Here is a 16980-nt window from a genome sequence, read left to right as displayed (position 1 = left end):
GCTCTCCGGAACTTCAGCAAGGGTTAGCGGTGGCCGGAGCTGGGCGCAATGATGTGACGTACTACCCCGGTACGCAGGACGCCCTGGTCAGACGCCCGCGCAGGAAGCTCACGCCCTTCCATGGGCGCCCCGACGGGTCTACTACCGTCGTTAGCATGTGACGTGGCTCCTATGGGTGGGCTCACAGCCAGAGCGGTGTTCGGCCGCAACGCGGAGCTTGGAAATGGCGTCCCAGGGGTAGACGACCGCGCTCGACACCGCTGCCAGCGCATTCTCGGCGAACGTGCACGTCAGATGGGCTTTGGGGCCCTCGCGGTGAAGCGGGACGGGGGCGTGCCGAAGGCGCGGGTGAATGCGGCGGTGAACGCTGCCGGAGAGGCGTAGCCGATGCGGCCGCTGACCTCGCTCGGGTAGCCCCGACCGCATCCATGCCTGGGCCTATGTCGGGCTGCTCGGCATGGTGACCGTGGCGATGCTGCTCATGGCCTGGCCCTGACCGGCTGCCCCGGGGCCAGGTCAGGTCTGGGCGCGAGTGGGGCGGGTGACAAGCTGTCCGCCGCAGTTGGGGCAGACATCTCGCATGGCCTCGGCGCACGGTTCGCAGAAGGTGCACTCGTAGGAACAGATCTTGGCAGGCCCGTCCCACGGCAGAGCCGCGCTTTCGCAGCGCTCGCAACGTTCACGCATTTCCAGTGCCATGACTTCTCCCCCGTACCTGACTGCCAGATGTCTGCGTGGAAGGGTACGCGGGAGGGCCCTGCGCCCTGCGCCGGGTCTGGGGTTCAGCGAGAAGCGCCGAGCCACTCCTCGTAGCGGGTGGAGGCCACGCGCGCGTCAGGTCGCGCGACAAGGACGTCGCCGTCGACGGCCCCGAACATGCCCGCCTTCTCGTCGGTGACGACGGTGCGGGCGTCCTTCCGGGCCGACAGCGTCAGTCGGCCGAGCTCGTCGAACGCGAAGACATCGGGTCCTGCGACGTCGAGCGTGCCGTTGAGCGGTGTGCCGGTGCCGACGTCGGCGAGGGCCTGGACCACCTCGGCTGCCGCGACGGGCTAGATGGGCGTGGCGGGCAGCCGGACGGTCCGGTCGTCGGCGGTCCAGGACATGGCCGCGTCCATGAACTCGAAGAACTGAGTGGCACGCACGATCGAGTACGCGGTGGGTCCGCGCCGCAGCAGGTCCTCCTGGAGGGCCTTCGCGCGGTAGTAGTCCAGCTGCGGCACCTGGTCGACTCCGACGATGGAGAGGACGACCTGATGGCGGACGCCCGCGCGCTCCCCCGCGTCGAGCAGGTGCCCCATGGTGGTGCGGAAGAAGTCCAGGGAGGCTTCGTCGAACGTGGGCGAGTTCGACACGTTGACGAGCGTGTCCGCGCCCTTGAGCGCCTCGTCGAGGCCCTCGCCGGTGAGCAGGTCGACTCCGGTCGACAGGGACGAGGCGACCACCTCGTGTCCTGCCTCGCGAAGCCGGGAGACGAGCTGGGAGCCGATCAGTCCGGTGCCGCCGATGACCGTGATGTTCATGATCCTGCCCTCCTGTGAGCCGAGCGCCCCTGCCAGACACCGCGGCAACCGAGCCGGTCCCGGCTGCCCGACTGGCGCAGCTGCACGACGCCTCGCCCAGCTATCTGGCCAAGCAGATGCAGGCCCTCTCCCGGGCGGACCTGGTGAAGTCCATCCAGGGCAAGACGGGCGGATACGTCCTGACCAGGGCGCGGTCGGTGGAACAGGACAGCGGACCCCAGGCTCTCCCGGCCATCGGCACGTGGCTCAACGCGGCGAACGGCTCCGGAGGCTGAGGCACGCACGGACCGCGCCGCGTCGAGGACTGCTCCTCGACGCGGCGCGGTCCGGCACGGGGCCTAGAAACGCGGGGCGGGCCTACGGTTGGCCGCGGCCCTGATGCCGGCGATCGTGAGCGCCACGACCAGCAGTGAGGCCAACGCAGCGGCCACCGCCGACAGAGTCGGCAGCGGTGCCGCCACCCCGTCGGGCCGCAACACGTAGGCGAGCGTCGTGGAGTTGACCCGATCGTCCACGAGGTGGCCGACAGTCAGCGCGCCGGCGACCAAGGTGCTCGCCACGGCCACGATCGGCGACCGGCTGAAGCACAGCGCCGCGCCCACCACAGCGCAGACGACGCAGACGCCGAGCGCGGCGAAGAGACCGAGGGTGGGCGCGTCCGACCAGTTCAGCGGGAAATGAGCCGCCGCGCAGAGCAGAAGAAGTACGCCTGCCACGCGACGCAGCCACACCAGGGGTGTCTTGGCCTGTGCCTCCGCGGCCTCTGCCGCCTTTGTGGCTTCAGTGGCCTCAGCAGCCGGCGCCGATGAAGGGTCGGCTGCCTCGGCCGGCGGCGCGAGCGGCATGGGCGGGGCCACGGCATCGGCGTTGTCGGCCTCCCTGTGTTCCCTGAGGCTGCCGATCAACTGCATCAGATCCTCGACGGATCGGGTCGTGCCTGCGGCGTGCACCGCCTCGGCGCCGCTGTGCGGATCGTGCGGAGGGCGGGACAGCAGATGGACGAGACGGCCGACCTCCGGAACGGGCCGTTCCTCGGCGGCGTGCCGAATGGCCTCGTCCATGTGCTCGGCGGGGTGCTCGGGCGGGCCCAACAGTTCCACCAGCCGGGTGACATCGTCGACGGAGCGGGCCACGGCAGCCAGGCGGAGCACTGAGGCGGCTGTTGTCACGCCGTCAGGTGACTGCTCCAGGAGGGTGACGAGGTCAACCACGTCATCCAGGGGCCTGGACACCACGGCGACGCGTATCAGCTCCTCCACCGCGTCCTCGTCCGGGCCTGGCGCCGCCTGCGCCGAGAGTTCTTCGTCGATGTCGGACGCCTCTCGCGGAGGTCCGTCGTCATCGTCGGCGTGCGCGTTCCATTCCGGGGACATGTCGTCGGTGTCGTGGTCGAATGCTTGCGGCCACGGGGCGGGCTGGTGGGCGGGTGGGGCGCCGAGCTGCGCGGTGCCCCAGTGAACCGACGTCGACACCAGAGGTTCGCCGGTCCCGGAAGTGTCCCCCGCGGCAGAGAATGACTCAGCGGCCATTTTCGCTTCTCCATTCCAGCGGGACCTTCGTCCCGCACGTGATCGTGTCTCCCGTTCTATGCACGCTTCTTTCGCCCCGCCACTGGAGGATCCCGGCCCCGTGGGTGCCGGACGTGCCCGAGCCCCTCGTCGGGCTCCCGGATGACCGGCCCAGGCTGCCGTGACCGCACGCAATATTCTCGGCGCCGTGGACGGGTCATCCGGGATAGTGGTCGCCATGGATGAGGTCAACGTCGTCGTCGCCCATTCCGAGCGCGCGACCTTGCGCGTCGGCGACGTGTTCCTGAAGGTGGACGCCGATCAGGCACGCATCGACGTCGAGGTCGAGGCGATGGCCCTGGCGCCGGTCCCGACTCCCGAAATCCTGTGGCGCAAACCGCCCGTGCTCGCGATCGCCGCGGTCCCGGGGACGACGCTCGGCCGCCTCGGCGGGTGCCGCCATCCGGAAGTTGCACGACGCGCCATTGCCGCCCCGGCCCGGCCGTGCGGGCCGGGACCTCGACGAGTTGGCGGCGGACCTCGACGGCGAGTGCGAGTGGCTCGTGACGAACGGCGTCCTGCCCGCCGACCTGGTCACCCGCAACCGCCAGGTCGCCGAGGCCGCGCTCCGGCCGTGGACTCCGATGTTCACGCACGGCGACCTGCAGATCGCCCACGTGTTCCTCGACGGCGACGAGGTCACCGGCATCATCGACTGGTCCGAGGCGGGCCAGGGTGACGCCCTGTTCGACCTCGCCACCTTGACGCTCGGACACGAGGAGCACCTCGACGACGTCGTCGCCGGCTACGGCACCGACGCCGACCTCGACGTGATCCGCGCGTGGTGGTCGTTGCGCAGCCTGCTGGGGGTTCGCTGGCTGGTCGAGCACGGCTTCGACCCGTTCACGCCGGGCTGCGAGGTCGACGTACTGAGATCCCGGATGTGAGGCCGCGCCGGCCCGGCTACCGCGAAGGTTCCCGGCGACGGCTGCGTGCGCCCCGCGCGGGCGAGCTCCCCTCTCCCCCAGCGGGACGCACTCCCTCGACAGGCACCCAGGGGTGCGCGTCCCCTGTTCGGGACGGTGCCCGGAGGGCCCTCGGCACCCTCTCGTGCGGCGTTCCCTGCTCTGGCGGGCTGAACCGCGCCCAGGGGCACTAGTTGTAGCCGCTCTCCAGTTGTAGCCGCTGTCCGTTCCGCCGCTTCGTGGTAACTTCCGTATACAAGGTGTATGCGATCTCTGGGGGTAGTGGTGGCGTCGGGTCGGGAGAAGGCGTACGCGTACCTCAAGGAGACGGTGCTGACGGACCCGGCGATGCAGGGTGAGTTCCTCTCGGAGCAGGACATCGCCGATCGCATCGGTGTCTCGCGCACCCCGATCCGCGAGGCGCTGCTCCTTCTGGCCGCCGAGGACCTGGTCGACTTGGTGCCCAAACGCGGTGCGCGGGTTGCGCCGCTGTCGGGGCGTGAGATCAGCGAGCTGATGCAGCTCCGCGGGATCGTCGAGCGGTACGCGGCGCAGCACGTCATCGGCACGGGCCGGGCTCCGGTGCGGGAGTTGGGCGCATGCCTGGAGAGGCAGCGCGCGCTGAGCGGCCCCGACCAGGCCAAGGAGTTCATCGATGTGGACCACCTCTTCCACGCGTCGCTCGTCTCGGCCGTGGGCAACTCACTGCTGGACCGGCATTACGAAGGGCTGCGCAGCCGCCAGGTGCGGGCGGGTGTCGTGGCCCTCTACAACCAGCAGGGCCGTCAGGAAGCGGTGCTCGACGAGCACCGGGCGATCGTGGACGCCCTCGCGGCCGGTGACGCCCAAGCGGCCTGCGCCGCGATCGACAGCCACCTGGAGTCGACGCTGAAGGTGCTGCTCGCCGGATGAGCGGGCGCAGTTGTGGGGTTCTGGGCGGCCGTAGGGCCGGAGCGCCCCTCCGGCCCTACGGGGAACGGGAGTTGCTGCCCCTGTCGCTCAGCGCGGCTCCCCCAGCCTGCGGTTGGCCAACACCGGGATGTTCTTGCGGACCGCCGCGACCTCCTCGGCGTCCACCTCGACCAGCGTGAGTTCCGGCTCGGCCCCCAGACGGTGGCGTACGGTTCCGTCGGGGCCGACGAGCATGCTGTGCCCCACTCCGGTGGGCGCCGCACCCCCGGCCGCGACTCCCCCGGCGGCCGGGTCCGCCTGGTCGACGGCCGCGACCCACAGCGTGGCGTCCAGCGCGCGGGCCCGCACCAGCAGCTCCCACTGATCGACCTTGCCGGGGCCCGCTCCCCAGGAGGCCGACAGGAGGGTCGCGATGGCCCCCGCGTCGGCATGGGCCCGGAACAGCTCCGGGAAGCGCACGTCGTAACACGTGGCCAGGCCCAGACGTACGCCGTCCACGTCGATGGTGACGATCCGCGATCCGGCGGCCACGGAGTCCGACTCGGCGTAGCCGAACGCGTCGTAGAGATGGATCTTGTCGTACGTCGCTTCGACGCCACGGCCGGTGGCCAGCAGGGTGTTGGCCACCCGGCCGCCGGGAGCCGGGGTGAACATGCCCGCCACAACGGTGATGCCCGCCGCCTCGGCGATGGCGCGGACCTTGGTGGCCCAGGGGCCGTCCAGGGGTTCGGCGAGCGGCGCCAGAGGGGTGCCGAAGCAGGCCATCGATGCCTCGGGGAACACGACGATGTCCGCGCCGGCGTCCGCCGCGCGTGAGGTCCATTCCTCGATGAGGGTGAGATTCTCGCGGGGCTCGGGGCCGGTGGTGAGCTGGCTCAGTGCGATGCGCACGGTGGGTCGCCTTTCGGAGTCGGGAGGGGTAGGGGCGGAGGGGGCGGAAGCGCTGAGGTTACGGAACGCGGGCGGCGGGGGCGGCCTTCGGGGTGGCGGGGGCGGCGAGCAGCTCGTCCTCCTTCTCGGCGTGGGCGGAGTCCCTCCCCAGGCAGAGACCGATGACGGTCACGGCAGCCGCGACGGCGAGGTAGAGCGCCAGCGGGACCCAGCTGCCGTACGAGCTGAGCAGGGCGGTGAACAGCAGCGGAGCGACCGCTCCGCCGATGAGGCCCGCGAGAGTGTAGGCGAGCGATGAGCCCGTGTAGCGCAGGCGGGGCGAGAACTGCTCGGCGACGAAGGCCGCTTGCGGGCCGTACATGAAGGAGTGGATGGCCAGGGCCACCACCACGCCGCACACCAGCGGGATCCAGCTTCCGCCGTCGACCACGAGGAAGAACACGAACGGCCACACCCCCGCGGCGATGGCGGAACAGCCGTACAGCAGACGCCGGTTGACCCGGTCGGAGAGTGCGCCGGCCAGGGGGATGAGGAAGATCTGCAGGAAGGAGCCGACCAGGACGGCCGTCAGGGCGGAGCCACGCGTCATGCCCAGTTCGTCGGTGGCGTAGGTGAGGACGAACACGGTGAACATCGCGTACAGCACGTCGGGGGCGACCCGGCTGAGGATCGCGGCGCACAGGGCGCGGGGCTGGGTGGTGAAGACCTCGCGGATCGGCGCCTGGGGCCGGGATTCCTCGGCTTCCATGGCCTTGAAGACGGGGGTCTCCTCCAGCTTCGCCCTGATCCAGAGGCCGAAGGCGACCAGGGCGCCCGACAGCAGGAAGGCCACGCGCCAGCCCCAGGAGAGGAACTGCTCCTCGGTGAGCAGCACGCCCAGGGCGGCCAGCACGCCGTTGGCCAGGAGGTTTCCGGCGGGCGGCCCGATCTGTGCCGCCGAGGCGTAGAAGCCGCGGCGGCGTGGGTCACCGAACTCGCTGGACAGCAGGACCGCGCCGCCCCACTCGCCGCCGACCCCGACGCCCTGCGCGAACCTCAGGAGGACCAGGGCTATGGGGGCGGTGATGCCCGCGGTGCCGTAGGTGGGCAGGACTCCGATGAGGAACGTGGCCGCGCCGATGAGGACCAGGGTGGCGATGAGGACCTTCTTGCGGCCGATCACGTCGCCGAGGCGGCCGAAGACGAAACCGCCCAGGGGGCGCGAGACGTAGCCGACGGCATAGGTGGAGAACGCCAGGAGGGTGCCGGTGAGGGGGTCCTCCGAGGGGAAGAAGAGGTCACCGAAGACGAGGGCCGCGGCGGCGGAGTAGACCGCGAAGTCGTACCACTCCAGAGCGGTACCGGTGAGGCTGGCGAAGAAGGCCCGGCGGATGCCGGAGCGGCCCGGTGAAACCGCCGGTGAGCCCTGAGGGGTGTGCTGCATGCTTCCCGATCCTTGCGTCGAGGGGACATCGACCTGGACATCGACCTTCCGGCATACTTCTTGTATACAGGCCGTATGCGCAACCCCCGCGCCGGAAGTTGACCGTGTCGATACCCATGCCGAGACCCACGTCCGGCCCCATGTCGAGACCTGCCACCTTTGGAGTGCCCCATGGCCGTGCTGACCTTCGAACTCCCCGACGGCTCCACCCGTGATGTCGACGTCGTGCAGGTGCTCAACGCCGGGTACGCCGGGCGCGAGCAGGCCGATGTCGCCGCGCACGTCGCCGAGCTCGCCCAACTCGGGGTGCCCGCACCGTCGGTGACCCCGGCCCTCTACCCCGTCTCCCCCTACCTGGCCCAGCAGACCGACCGGGTCGCGGCGCCGCACGCCCGCACGTCGGGCGAGGCCGAATGGGCACTGGTCGTCGCGGAAGGCGGCGAGCTGCTCCTGACCGCGGCCTGCGACCACACCGACCGCGAGCTCGAGGTCCACGGTGTGGCCTGGAGCAAGAACGCGGCACCCGATGTCCTTGCCCGGCAGGCCTGGCTCCTGGCCGACGTCGAACCGCGCATCGACGAACTGACCTTGCGCGCCTGGGTCACCTACGCCGACGGCCGGGAGACCGAGATCCAGCACGGCACGCTCGCCGAACTCCTCACCCCCGGCTACTGGACCGGCGTACTGCGCGAGCGCGGCGGCCTGACCCCCGGCACCGTCCTGATCTCGGGCACCATTCCCATGGCCGAGGGCGTGGACCAGTTCGCCGAGGGCTGGCGCGTGGAGCTCGGCGACCCCGCCACCGGCAGCACGATCCGGCTCGCCTACCAGGTGGTGCCGCTGCCCGAGCCCATCGGCTGACCGGTGGCTGGCAGAGTGGGGCCATGACGGTGGGATTCAGCGGGGACGTGGCCGAGTACTACGCGAAGTTCCGGCGGGGGTATCCCCCTCGGCTTCTCGACGCCCTGCAAACGGCGTTCGGTCTTGACGGCGACGACACCGTACTGGATCTCGGCTGCGGCACCGGCCAGCTCGCCCTGCCCCTCTCCACCCGGGTCGGCTCGGTGATCGGCATGGACCCCGAGCCCGACATGCTCCGGCTGGCCCGGGAAGCGGCCACCGCTCAGGGCGTGCGCAACGCGACGTGGTCACTCGGCGCCGACACCGACGTCCCGGCGCTGGGCGCGCTTGTGGGCGAACGGTCCCTTGCGGTGACGGTCATCGGCCAAGCGCTCCACTGGATGCAACACGATTCGCTCTTCCGGGAGTTGGCGCCCCTGCTGCGGCCGGGCGGCGGCATCGCCGTGATCGCCAACGGCACACCGCTGTGGCTGCAGGACAGCGCCTGGTCACGCGCGCTGCGCGCCTGCCTGGAGGAGCACTTCGACACCGAACTGACGGCTTCGTGCGGCACCGGAGCCCACGACAGGGCCCGCTATGCGCGGGCACTTGAGGCAGCGGGCTTCCACGACGTCCAGGAGATCGTGACGGAGGACCGCGAGGAACTGGGCTTCGACCAGCTCATCGGCGGGGTCTTCTCCGCGATCCCCGAGGACTCCCTGCCCCACCCCGACGAGAGACTCGCCTTCGCCGAACGCGTCAGGCTGGCGCTTCCGCCCGCCCCGTTCGTGGAAGAGGTGCGGGTTTCCGCGCTGGTGGGGCACGTCAGGTAGGAGTACGAGCTGCGAGGGGCACTAACGGAACGGCGGCGCCTCAGAACGGATCGAGGACTCCCTCTCGGCGCCCGTCACGCAGACGATGGGCCATGAAGGGCCTGCTGGTGATGAACTCCCGGAATTTCAGGGCGGCTTCGGACAGGTAACTGTCACGGCTCCACACCAGGGTGAGCACCCGCTCGCAGTCGGGCGCGTCCAGGTGGACCCAGACGACCGGGACCCGCGCCTCCGTGCCGACCTGGCGGGAGATGGTCGGGATGAGGCCGATGCCGAGGCCCGCGCTGATCATGTCCTGGCTGGCGCCCGGTTCGTCGCCCTCGCAGGAGAGCAGTGGCGTGAGCCCTTCGGCCGCGAACAGCCGGTCCAGGAGCGTGCGCTGCCAGTGGCCCGGGCGCGTGGTGACGAAGGGCTCGTCGGCGATCTCGGGGATCGTCACGCTCTCCCGCCCGTCGAGCCAGTGCCCGGGCGGCACCGCGAGCAGCACCTCCTCGCGGGCGAGCTCGACCGATTCCAGGTTCGTGCCGGTCAGCGGCTGTGAGGCCACGCAGAAGTCGACCTCCCTGGTGCGCAGCCGGCGGTCCATCTCCTGAGCGGTCGACTGGAAGAGCCGCACGTCGGCGCGGGGGTGATCGGCCCGGAAGCTGCCCAGGATATGAGTGATCGTCAGGAGGGTCTCGGAGGCGACGCTCACGCGACCGAGCCCGGTGTCACGGGCCTCGCGCACGGCCCTGCGGCCGTCGTCGAGCTCGCTCAGGGCGCGCTCCACATGCCGCAGGAACATCGCCCCGTACGGGTTGAGCCGGATGCGGCGCCCCTGCCGGTCGAAGAGCGGGGAGCCGAGCTCGGACTCCAGGCGCGCGATGGTGCGGCTCAACGAGGGCTGGGCGACGCGTAGTTCCTGTGCGGCGCGGCTGATGTGCTCGAAACGGGCGACGGTCTGGAAGTAGCGCAACTGCAGAAGATCCATGATCCACCCACCTTCACTTATGCCTTCCGAGTCATCTTCACATGGCAGAACAAGTCTTGGAATGCATAAGGGATTCTCCCTACGGTCTTCATCAAGGCCACCGAGCAGGCGATCCCCACCAGGGGCGACGCCTCGCAGGTGCGGCCGCCCGTCCCCCAGGAAGGTCCCACCATGAGCGCTGCGGATCTGGCCCGACTCCAGTTCGCGGCCACGACCGGCATCCACTGGCTGTTCGTGATCCTCACCATGGGGCTCGTCCCCCTCGTGGCGATCATGCACACCCGCGCCGCGTACACCCGTGATCCCGCCAAGAAGGCCGTCCGGGAGCGCATGACCCGCTTCTGGGGCCAGCTCTACGTCATCAACTACGCGGTCGGGATCGTCACCGGCCTGGTCATGGAGTTCCAGTTCGGGCTCAGCTGGAGCGGTCTGAGCAAGTTCGCGGGCAATGTCTTCGGCGCCCCACTGGTCCTCGAGACCCTCATCGCCTTCTTCGCCGAGTCCACCTTCCTCGGCATGTGGATCTTCGGCTGGGGCCGCATGCGCAGGGGCGTGCATGTCACGCTCATCTGGCTGGTCGCCCTGACCGCGTACGCGTCCGGTTACTGGATCATGGTCGCCAACGGCTTCATGCAGAACCCGGTCGGTTACGAAGTGCGCGACGACGCGGCCTACTTGACCGACTTCGGGGCGCTGCTGACCAACTCCAGTGCGCTGGTTGCCCTCTTCCACATCGCACTGGCCGCGCTGACGACGGGCGGCGTCTTCATCGCCGGGGTCAGCGCCTACCACTTCCTCCGGCGCACAAAGGAGACGGAGCTGTTCCGCGGTTCCCTGCGGCTGGGGCTCTGGGTGGCCATGGTCGCCTCCTTCTTCGTGGTCGTCGTCGGCGAGATGCAGCGGCCCGTGATCGAGCGCACCCAGCCCATGAAGGACGCGGTCCTGGAGAACAGTGGCGTCGCCGAGGTGCAGGCACAGCTCGTCAAGGAGCACGGGCCCGGCAACTACGTGCCCTGGCAGGACACGATGCGGATCTCGATGGACGTGATGACGATCATCGGCAACACCGTGTCCACCATTACGTTCATCGCGGTCATCCTGCTGTGGAAGAACCGGCTGATGCGCTGGCGCCCCGTTCTGTGGGTGCTGGTCGCGATGGTCCCGTTCCCCTTCATCGCCTCCGTGGGCGGCTGGGTCGTCCGTGAGGTCGGGCGCCAACCATGGCTCGTCTACGGCGAGTTGACGGTCGAGAACGCGCTCTCCCATGTCAGTACGGCCGCACTGGCCGTGTCCTGCACCGTCTTCGTCGCCATCTTCCTCGCCTTGGCGGTGACGAACTGGACGCTGATCACCCGCTTCGCCCTCCGAGGCCCGGACGCCACCCAGCTCGGCACCACCGATCCGCTCCCCGACGACCTGCCCGAGAGGGCCGAGGGGCCCGAGGGGCCCTGGGGCAGCGCCGAGACGACCTCCCTGCATTACTCCCCTGCGGTGACAGAAAGTTGAGCGAGATGAGTCTGGAGACCGCCTGGCTGGCCCTCCTCGGCCTGCTTCTCGCCGGGTACTTCGTGCTCGGCGGCTACGACTACGGCGTACAGATGCTGCACCCCTTCTTCGGCGGCCGAGGTGGCCGGGGCGACCGGGGTGACCGAGTTGACCTAGGCGAGGAGGCGGCACGCACCGGTCGGGACGCCGCCCTCGACGCCATCGCGCCGTTCTTCCTGGGCAACGAGGTCTGGCTGGTCGCCTTCGCCGGCGTCCTGTTCGGTGCCTTCCCGCACCTCGAAGGCACCCTCCTGCCCGGCCTGTACCCGCTGATCGTGGCGATCCTCGTCGGCCTGGTCCTCGGCAACGCTGCCGTCCAACTGCGGCGGCGCGCCCACAGTGTCCGCGGGCGGCGCTGGTGGGACGCCCTGATCGTGTTCGGCGGGGCGCTGCCCGCCGTGTGCTGGGGACTCGTCGTGGGCCTGCTGCTCCACGGTGTGCCCCGCCAGGCCGACGGGAGCTTCCACATCGGGTTCGACGACGTCTTCTCGCCGTTCACGCTGGCCTGCGGCGTCACCACCGCACTGCTCTTCGCGGCACACGGCGCGGCCTTCGTGGCACTGCGCTCGGGACCCGAACTCGTCTCCAGGGCAAGGCGCTTGGGACCTGGTTTGCTCCTTGGGGCCGCAGCCGTGGCTGCCCTCGCGCTGCTCCTCACGCTCTTCGGCGCGGGCGCCTCGATGACGAACCGCACGGCCTCGGCGTTCGTCGCCGCCCTGTTCGCCGCAGCGCTCGCCGGTGCCTGGTGGCACTTCTCCCGCGGGCACAACATCCGTGCGTTCGCGGCCACTTGCTGCGCTACGGCGCTGCCCGTGCTGCTCGTGGGGGCCGGCCACTACCCGTACCTCCTGATCAGCTCGGCGGGTGAGGGGCTGACCATCGCTCACGCCGTCACAGATGAGGCCACGTTGAAGATCCTGAGCGCGTTCGGGGTCCTGGTGGTCCCGACGATCCTCGCGTACCAGACGTGGAGCTGGTGGGCCTTCCGAGGCAGGACGGGCCGCCGTCACCCCAGCTACTTCTGAGTCTCGGAAAGCGACGAGAGGGAAAGGGAAGAGGAACCCCCAGGATGAAACCCGTCGAACGCCGCCTGCTGCGCGAACTCCCTTTGCTGCGGCGCCACATGACGTACTCCTCGGCGCTTGCGCTGCTTGCGAGCGGGCTCGTCGTCGCCCAGGCGGTTCTGCTCGCGGCGGTCCTGACGGACGGTTTCGCCGGGCGCCCGTTCCAGAGTGCGCCGTTGGCCGCCCTGGCCGCCGTCATGGCGCTGCGCGCCCTGCTGACCTGGGCTCGCGGGGTGCTCGCGCAGCGCGCCGCGGCCGATGCCAAGCGCACGCTGCGCGAGAGGATCACCGGCCGGCTGCGGCGCACCAGCCCGCTGCGGCTCACGGCCGGGCGCCACGGCGAGACGGCGACGCTGCTCACCCGCGGCCTCGATGCCCTGGATGCGTACGTCGTCGGCTACTTGCCCACGATGACGGCCACCGCGGTGGTGCCGCTCACGGTCGTCGCCTGGCTGGCGTGGACGGACTGGACCTCCGCGCTGATCGTCATCGTGACGCTGCCGCTGATCCCCGTGTTCGGAGCGCTGGTCGGAGCCCACACCGCCCGGCGCACCGCCAGGCAATGGCAGTTGCTGTCCCGGCTCGGCGGTCACTTCCTGGATGTGGTGGCCGGGCTGCCGACACTGCGGGCCTTCGGGCGCGAGCAGCACCAGGCGCGGGTGGTTCACGAGATGGCCGACGCCCACCGGCGGGCCACCATGCGCACGCTGCGCGTGGCGTTCCTCTCCTCCTTCGTCCTGGAGACGGTCGCGACGCTCTCCGTGGCGCTGGTGGCCGTACCGGTCGGACTGCGGCTGCTCGACGGCGAGTTGGACCTCCGTACGGCCCTGGTCGTCCTGTTCCTGGCCCCCGAGGCCTATCTGCCGCTGCGTGCGGCGGGGGCGGCCTTCCACGACAGCGCCGAGGGGATCGCCGTGGCCGAGCGCGTCTTCACCATCCTCGACGACGATGACGATGACGATGGTGACGACCGTGACGACACCGATGGTTGCGGCACGTCCGCGGCGCGCGCCGCCAGCCGTGCCCCCGTGCCCGACGCCCGCGCGTCACACCTGGCCCTGGAGGCGGTGACGGTCCGCTACCCGGGCCGCGCCGCCCCCGCACTCCGCGATGTCTCCCTCTCCTTGCGCCCCGGCGAGCACATCTCTCTGGTCGGACCGAGCGGCGCGGGCAAGTCCACGCTCCTCGCGCTGCTCCTCGGCTTCACGCAGCCCGCGTCTGGCCGGGTCACGGTCGGCGGCACCGACCTCTCCGACCTCGACGCCGACGCGTGGCGCACCCAGGTGGCGTGGGTGCCCCAGCGCCCGCATCTGTTCGCCGCCACCGTCGCGGACAACATCCGCCTGGCACGCCCCGACGCAAGCGACGCCGAAGTGCGCCGGGCGGCACACGCCGCTTACGCCGACCACTTCATCGAGGAACTGCCCCAGGCGTACGACACGACGCTCGGCGAGCACGGCGCCGGGCTCTCCGCGGGCCAGCGCCAACGGATCGCCCTGGCCCGCGCCTTCCTCAAGGACGCCCCCGTACTGCTCCTGGACGAACCGACCGCCCACCTCGACCCCGAGAGCGAGGCCACCGTCACACGCGCCACCGTCCGCCTGATGCACGGCAAGACCTCCATCGTGGTCGCCCACCGCACGAGCCTGCTGCCCCACGCGGACCGGATCATCACCGTAGAAGCAGGCAGCCTCACTCCAGCCCAAGGCGCTCATCCAGCCCAACTCGCCCTCGCAGAAGGGCCTGTGGCCCCATGACCCTCCACGGCCGCGACGCCGCACTCGCTGCGGCGCGGACCTCCCGCCCCACCCTCCGTCTCCTGCGCCATCTCCTGCCGCACTGGCGCCGGTTGCTGCCCGCCGCGCTCGCCTCAGCCGGCAGCGAGCTTGCGGCCGCCGCGTTGATGGCCACGGCCGCCTGGCTGATCACCCGCGCCGCCGAACAGCCCCCGCTCGCCTCGGTGAGCCTGGCGATCGTCGCCGTCCGTGCCCTGGCTCTGGGGCGCGGAGCGCTGCGCTACATCGACCGGCTTCTGGGCCACGACGGTGTACTGCGGGCCATCGCGGGCTTCCGCGCCCAGGTGTACGAGGCCCTCGTGCCCCTCGCTCCCACCGGCATCCCCGCCTTCCGCAGCGGCGACTTGCTCACCCGCCTCGTCGACGACGTGGACGCCGCGCAGAACCTCCTGCTGCGCGTGTTGATCCCGGCCGCGGCCGCCTGCACGGTCGCCGTCACCGCCACCACCGTGGCCATGGCGCTGCTGCCCCAGGCAGGCGTTCTGCTGGGGCTGCTGCTGGCCGTGGCGGGACTCCTCGTACCCACCACGGTACTCACGCTGTCCCGGCGTACGAGCCGCGCGGGGAAGGCAGCCCGTTCCGAACTCGCCGCACTCACCTTGGACTTGACGCAGGGCGCGGCAGACCTCGCCGCGAACGGGGCCCGGGGCCGCGCCCACGAGCGGACCCGCCGCGCCTCCGCCCGGATCGCCGCGCTGGAGCGCCGGGCCGCCTGGACCACTTCGATCGCCTCCACCACGGTCCTCTTCCTCCAGGCCGCGGCGACGGCCGGCGTGACCTGGCTCGCGCTGCACGCCCAGGCGGCGGGGGAACTGCCCGCCGTACACCTCACCGTCCTCGCGGTCCTCGCGCTGGTGTCCTTCGAGGCCCTGACTCCGTTGCCCACTGCCGCACGTCACCTCGCCGACGTACGGGTCGGCGCAAGCAGGTTGGCCGACCTCTTCGACACTCCACCACCCGTCACGGAGCCGACCTCTCCGGCTCCACTCACCACCACCGCACCGATCGGCGTGGAGATCACCAGCTTGCGCGTACGCCACCTCCCCGACGGCCCTCCATCCCTGGACGGAGTGAGCCTGCGCCTGCGGCCCGGCCGCCTGACCGTGCTCCTGGGCGCCAGCGGCTCCGGCAAGTCGACGCTGATCGCCGCGCTCATGCGGTTCGTGCCCTACGAGGCCGGAAGCATCCGTATCGGGGGACGCGAACTACGCGACTGCGCGGGCACCGACGCCCGCCGCGCGATCACCGGCATGACTCAGGACGCCCACGTCTTCCGCACCACCATCCGCGCCAACCTCCTCCTGGCCCGCCCCGAGGCAACGGAGGCCGACCTGCGCGAAGCAGCCCGCAGAGCCCAACTCCTGGACTGGATCGAGTCCCTCCCGGACCGGTGGGACACGCGCCTCGGCGAGAACGGCTCCGCCATGTCCGGCGGCCAACGCCAGCGCCTTCTCCTGGCCCGAGCCCTGCTCGCCGACCCACCCGTCCTCGTCCTGGACGAACCCACCGAAGGTCTTGACCCCGAGACCGCCAAGGCCGTGCTGACCGACATCCTCCACGCCGCCCAAGGCCGCACGACTCTCCTGATCACCCACAACACCGCGGACCTCACCACCGCCGACCAGATCCTCACTCTCGACCGGGGCCGCGTCCAACCGAGCCCAGCAGCGGCACTAGAGTTGGGCGATCATGCCCGAACTCCTCGGAATCAACCATCTGACGCTGCCCACGACCGACCTCGACCAACTCGTGGAGTACTACACGGGGTTGCTCGGGGCGGCGCTCGCATTCGAGCGCGCCGCGACCCCTTCTGATCCTCGGATCGCAGTCCTCGATGTCGGCGGGGACGACCACCTGATGATCGTCGAGACCGCTACTCCCCCCGCGACGGATCTCGACCCCCTGAGCCAGGCGGGATGGGGCCTGCGCGTCGGAACGCACGCACAACTGTGTGCAGTTCGCGAGGACATCCTGGGTGCCGGGTGGCCGGTCGGGGAGATCGTGACACTGCCCACGCAGTGGACGATGACAGCTCGCGACCCCGACGGACGCCCTGTCGACGTTCGGGCTCACCGCCCCCGCGCCGCGTCGCCGCCCCCTGAGTCAGCAGCGAAGGCCGACGATGCCCCAGTCGCGCCGGTCGGCCTCCACGACCACTTCGCTCCACCCCCTGAGGAACTCGGCGAATGAGTCGAAGTCGCCTATCCAGCCCGTGGGTGCCGCGGCGTGCTGTGCGAACGGCTCCCGCAGAGTGTCCAGGGACGGTGCCGCCTGTTCGAATCGGTCCAAGGCAGTACGCAGGCCCGGATCGGCGAAGTCCCTGACGTGCTCCCAGCGCTCGCCCGCCCAGAAGTGAGGTTTGTACGAGCCGAGGGTGTGGCGGAAGGCGTACCTGCCGTACCAGTCGGCGTCCGCCGCCGCCGGCCAGATCCACCCCTCCTCGTCGAGGTCACCCTCGTCCCCGAACGCGGCCTCGTCCAGCAGTTCACGCCGTCCGCCCGCCGGCGCCGCCTCGACCCGGTCCCAGTCGACGATCAGCACTTCGATTCCGATGCCCATTCCGCAAAGAGTATGGGGCAGAGGGCCGTGAGGGCTGGTCAGGCCGGTCGTCATCGCGTTGACAGGTCTCTGTCGACATGTTGCTATAAGGCGCTGCCCAGCCGGACTCGCGTACGTCGCATGCCGCTCGGGCACCGGATCGAGCGCCACT

At 70.6% G+C, this 16980-nt stretch carries 14 protein-coding genes and 4 pseudogenes; 10 read left to right on the top strand and 8 right to left on the bottom strand.

Annotated features, from left to right (window positions below; genetic code table 11):
- Positions 1–290: 290 nt before the first annotated feature.
- The 3 genes and pseudogenes from E5671_RS46660 to E5671_RS42920 form a co-directional block, all read right to left on the bottom strand.
- Positions 291–407 (bottom strand): annotated as a pseudogene (locus E5671_RS46660) (AraC family transcriptional regulator); the annotation flags it as partial.
- A 109-nt stretch (positions 408–516) separates the two neighbouring features.
- The gene (locus E5671_RS42925; protein WP_160509609.1) at positions 517–699 is read right to left on the bottom strand and encodes a DUF1272 domain-containing protein; all 183 of its coding nucleotides are present in this window, start codon (positions 697–699) and stop codon (positions 517–519) included.
- An 83-nt stretch (positions 700–782) separates the two neighbouring features.
- A pseudogene (locus E5671_RS42920) lies at positions 783–1523 on the bottom strand (SDR family oxidoreductase).
- A gap of 14 nt (positions 1524–1537) precedes the next feature.
- Between E5671_RS42920 and E5671_RS42915 the strand changes: the two are divergent.
- Positions 1538–1711: pseudogene (locus E5671_RS42915) on the top strand (Rrf2 family transcriptional regulator); the annotation flags it as partial.
- A 150-nt stretch (positions 1712–1861) separates the two neighbouring features.
- On the opposite strand, the gene E5671_RS42910 reads toward E5671_RS42915, so the two are convergent.
- A complete protein-coding gene (locus tag E5671_RS42910) occupies positions 1862–3052 on the bottom strand; it encodes a hypothetical protein (RefSeq protein ID WP_160509607.1) in 1191 nt (396 codons plus the stop codon).
- Between the two features lie 217 nt (positions 3053–3269).
- Here E5671_RS42910 and E5671_RS42905 point away from each other — a divergent pair.
- Positions 3270–3978: pseudogene (locus E5671_RS42905) on the top strand (phosphotransferase family protein).
- Between the two features lie 303 nt (positions 3979–4281).
- On the top strand, positions 4282–4908 hold the full coding sequence (locus E5671_RS42900; protein WP_160510792.1) for an FCD domain-containing protein: 627 nt from the start codon (positions 4282–4284) through the stop codon (positions 4906–4908).
- Positions 4909–4995: 87 nt separating this feature from the next.
- Here the strand turns inward: E5671_RS42900 and E5671_RS42895 are convergent, their stop codons facing one another.
- Together E5671_RS42895 and E5671_RS42890 are read right to left on the bottom strand one after the other, a co-directional pair.
- The gene (locus E5671_RS42895) at positions 4996–5799 is read right to left on the bottom strand and encodes a nitrilase-related carbon-nitrogen hydrolase (RefSeq protein ID WP_160509606.1); all 804 of its coding nucleotides are present in this window, start codon (positions 5797–5799) and stop codon (positions 4996–4998) included.
- Between the two features lie 58 nt (positions 5800–5857).
- Complete coding sequence (locus E5671_RS42890) at positions 5858–7222, bottom strand: MFS transporter (RefSeq protein WP_160509605.1); 1365 nt, start codon at positions 7220–7222, stop codon at positions 5858–5860.
- 171 nt (positions 7223–7393) lie between these two features.
- On the opposite strand from E5671_RS42890, the gene E5671_RS42885 reads away from it, so the two are divergent.
- Both E5671_RS42885 and E5671_RS42880 read left to right on the top strand, forming a co-directional pair.
- Complete coding sequence (locus tag E5671_RS42885; RefSeq protein ID WP_160509604.1) at positions 7394–8083, top strand: DUF2848 domain-containing protein; 690 nt, start codon at positions 7394–7396, stop codon at positions 8081–8083.
- A 23-nt stretch (positions 8084–8106) separates the two neighbouring features.
- Positions 8107–8895, top strand: a complete 789-nt coding sequence (locus E5671_RS42880) for a class I SAM-dependent methyltransferase (protein ID WP_160509603.1) — start codon at positions 8107–8109, stop codon at positions 8893–8895.
- Between the two features lie 40 nt (positions 8896–8935).
- Here E5671_RS42880 and E5671_RS42875 read toward each other — a convergent pair whose 3' ends face one another.
- Positions 8936–9865 carry a LysR family transcriptional regulator gene (locus tag E5671_RS42875; protein WP_160509602.1) on the bottom strand — a complete coding sequence of 310 codons (930 nt, stop codon included), beginning with the start codon at positions 9863–9865 and terminating at the stop codon, positions 8936–8938.
- Positions 9866–10036: 171 nt separating this feature from the next.
- On the opposite strand from E5671_RS42875, the gene E5671_RS42870 reads away from it, so the two are divergent.
- From E5671_RS42870 to E5671_RS42850, 5 genes are read left to right on the top strand one after another with little or no spacing between them, the layout of a single operon-like run.
- Positions 10037–11371 (top strand): cytochrome ubiquinol oxidase subunit I, encoded by a 1335-nt coding sequence (locus E5671_RS42870; RefSeq protein ID WP_160509601.1) that lies wholly within the window; start codon positions 10037–10039, stop codon positions 11369–11371.
- Positions 11372–11376: 5 nt separating this feature from the next.
- Positions 11377–12435, top strand: coding sequence for a cytochrome d ubiquinol oxidase subunit II (locus E5671_RS42865; protein WP_160509600.1), 1059 nt, complete (start codon positions 11377–11379; stop codon positions 12433–12435).
- 44 nt (positions 12436–12479) lie between these two features.
- Positions 12480–14231 carry a thiol reductant ABC exporter subunit CydD gene (cydD, locus tag E5671_RS42860; protein WP_160509599.1) on the top strand — a complete coding sequence of 584 codons (1752 nt, stop codon included), beginning with the start codon at positions 12480–12482 and terminating at the stop codon, positions 14229–14231.
- Complete coding sequence (gene cydC / locus E5671_RS42855; RefSeq protein WP_160509598.1) at positions 14228–16084, top strand: thiol reductant ABC exporter subunit CydC; 1857 nt, start codon at positions 14228–14230, stop codon at positions 16082–16084. The genes cydD and cydC overlap by 4 nt, the downstream gene beginning before the upstream one ends.
- Positions 16020–16460 carry a VOC family protein gene (locus tag E5671_RS42850; RefSeq protein WP_336606088.1) on the top strand — a complete coding sequence of 147 codons (441 nt, stop codon included), beginning with the start codon at positions 16020–16022 and terminating at the stop codon, positions 16458–16460. The genes cydC and E5671_RS42850 overlap by 65 nt, the downstream gene beginning before the upstream one ends.
- On the opposite strand, the gene E5671_RS42845 is transcribed toward E5671_RS42850, so the two are convergent.
- Positions 16374–16829 carry a hypothetical protein gene (locus E5671_RS42845; protein WP_160509596.1) on the bottom strand — a complete coding sequence of 152 codons (456 nt, stop codon included), beginning with the start codon at positions 16827–16829 and terminating at the stop codon, positions 16374–16376. The two genes, E5671_RS42850 and E5671_RS42845, sit on opposite strands and share 87 nt — an antisense overlap.
- Positions 16830–16980: the final 151 nt, after the last annotated feature.

It is taken from the genome of Streptomyces sp. BA2 (assembly GCF_009769735.1).
Taxonomy (GTDB): Bacteria; Actinomycetota; Actinomycetes; order Streptomycetales; family Streptomycetaceae; genus Streptomyces.
Note: the sequence above shows the minus strand (reverse complement) of the source record. Positions and strands in the feature narration are given on the sequence as shown.

Excerpts from the sequence above, each read along its gene's own strand:
- E5671_RS42925 (WP_160509609.1), bottom strand. The coding sequence starts at position 699 with ATGGCACTGGAAATGCGTGAACGTTGCGAGCGCTGCGAAAGCGCGGCT.
- E5671_RS42910 (WP_160509607.1), bottom strand. The coding sequence starts at position 3,052 with ATGGCCGCTGAGTCATTCTCTGCCGCGGGGGACACTTCCGGGACCGGC.
- E5671_RS42890 (WP_160509605.1), bottom strand. The coding sequence starts at position 7,222 with ATGCAGCACACCCCTCAGGGCTCACCGGCGGTTTCACCGGGCCGCTCC.
- E5671_RS42885 (WP_160509604.1), top strand. The coding sequence starts at position 7,394 with ATGGCCGTGCTGACCTTCGAACTCCCCGACGGCTCCACCCGTGATGTC.
- E5671_RS42880 (WP_160509603.1), top strand. The coding sequence starts at position 8,107 with ATGACGGTGGGATTCAGCGGGGACGTGGCCGAGTACTACGCGAAGTTC.
- E5671_RS42875 (WP_160509602.1), bottom strand. The coding sequence starts at position 9,865 with ATGGATCTTCTGCAGTTGCGCTACTTCCAGACCGTCGCCCGTTTCGAG.
- E5671_RS42870 (WP_160509601.1), top strand. The coding sequence starts at position 10,037 with ATGAGCGCTGCGGATCTGGCCCGACTCCAGTTCGCGGCCACGACCGGC.
- E5671_RS42865 (WP_160509600.1), top strand. The coding sequence starts at position 11,377 with ATGAGTCTGGAGACCGCCTGGCTGGCCCTCCTCGGCCTGCTTCTCGCC.
- cydD (WP_160509599.1), top strand. The coding sequence starts at position 12,480 with ATGAAACCCGTCGAACGCCGCCTGCTGCGCGAACTCCCTTTGCTGCGG.
- cydC (WP_160509598.1), top strand. The coding sequence starts at position 14,228 with ATGACCCTCCACGGCCGCGACGCCGCACTCGCTGCGGCGCGGACCTCC.
- E5671_RS42845 (WP_160509596.1), bottom strand. The coding sequence starts at position 16,829 with ATGGGCATCGGAATCGAAGTGCTGATCGTCGACTGGGACCGGGTCGAG.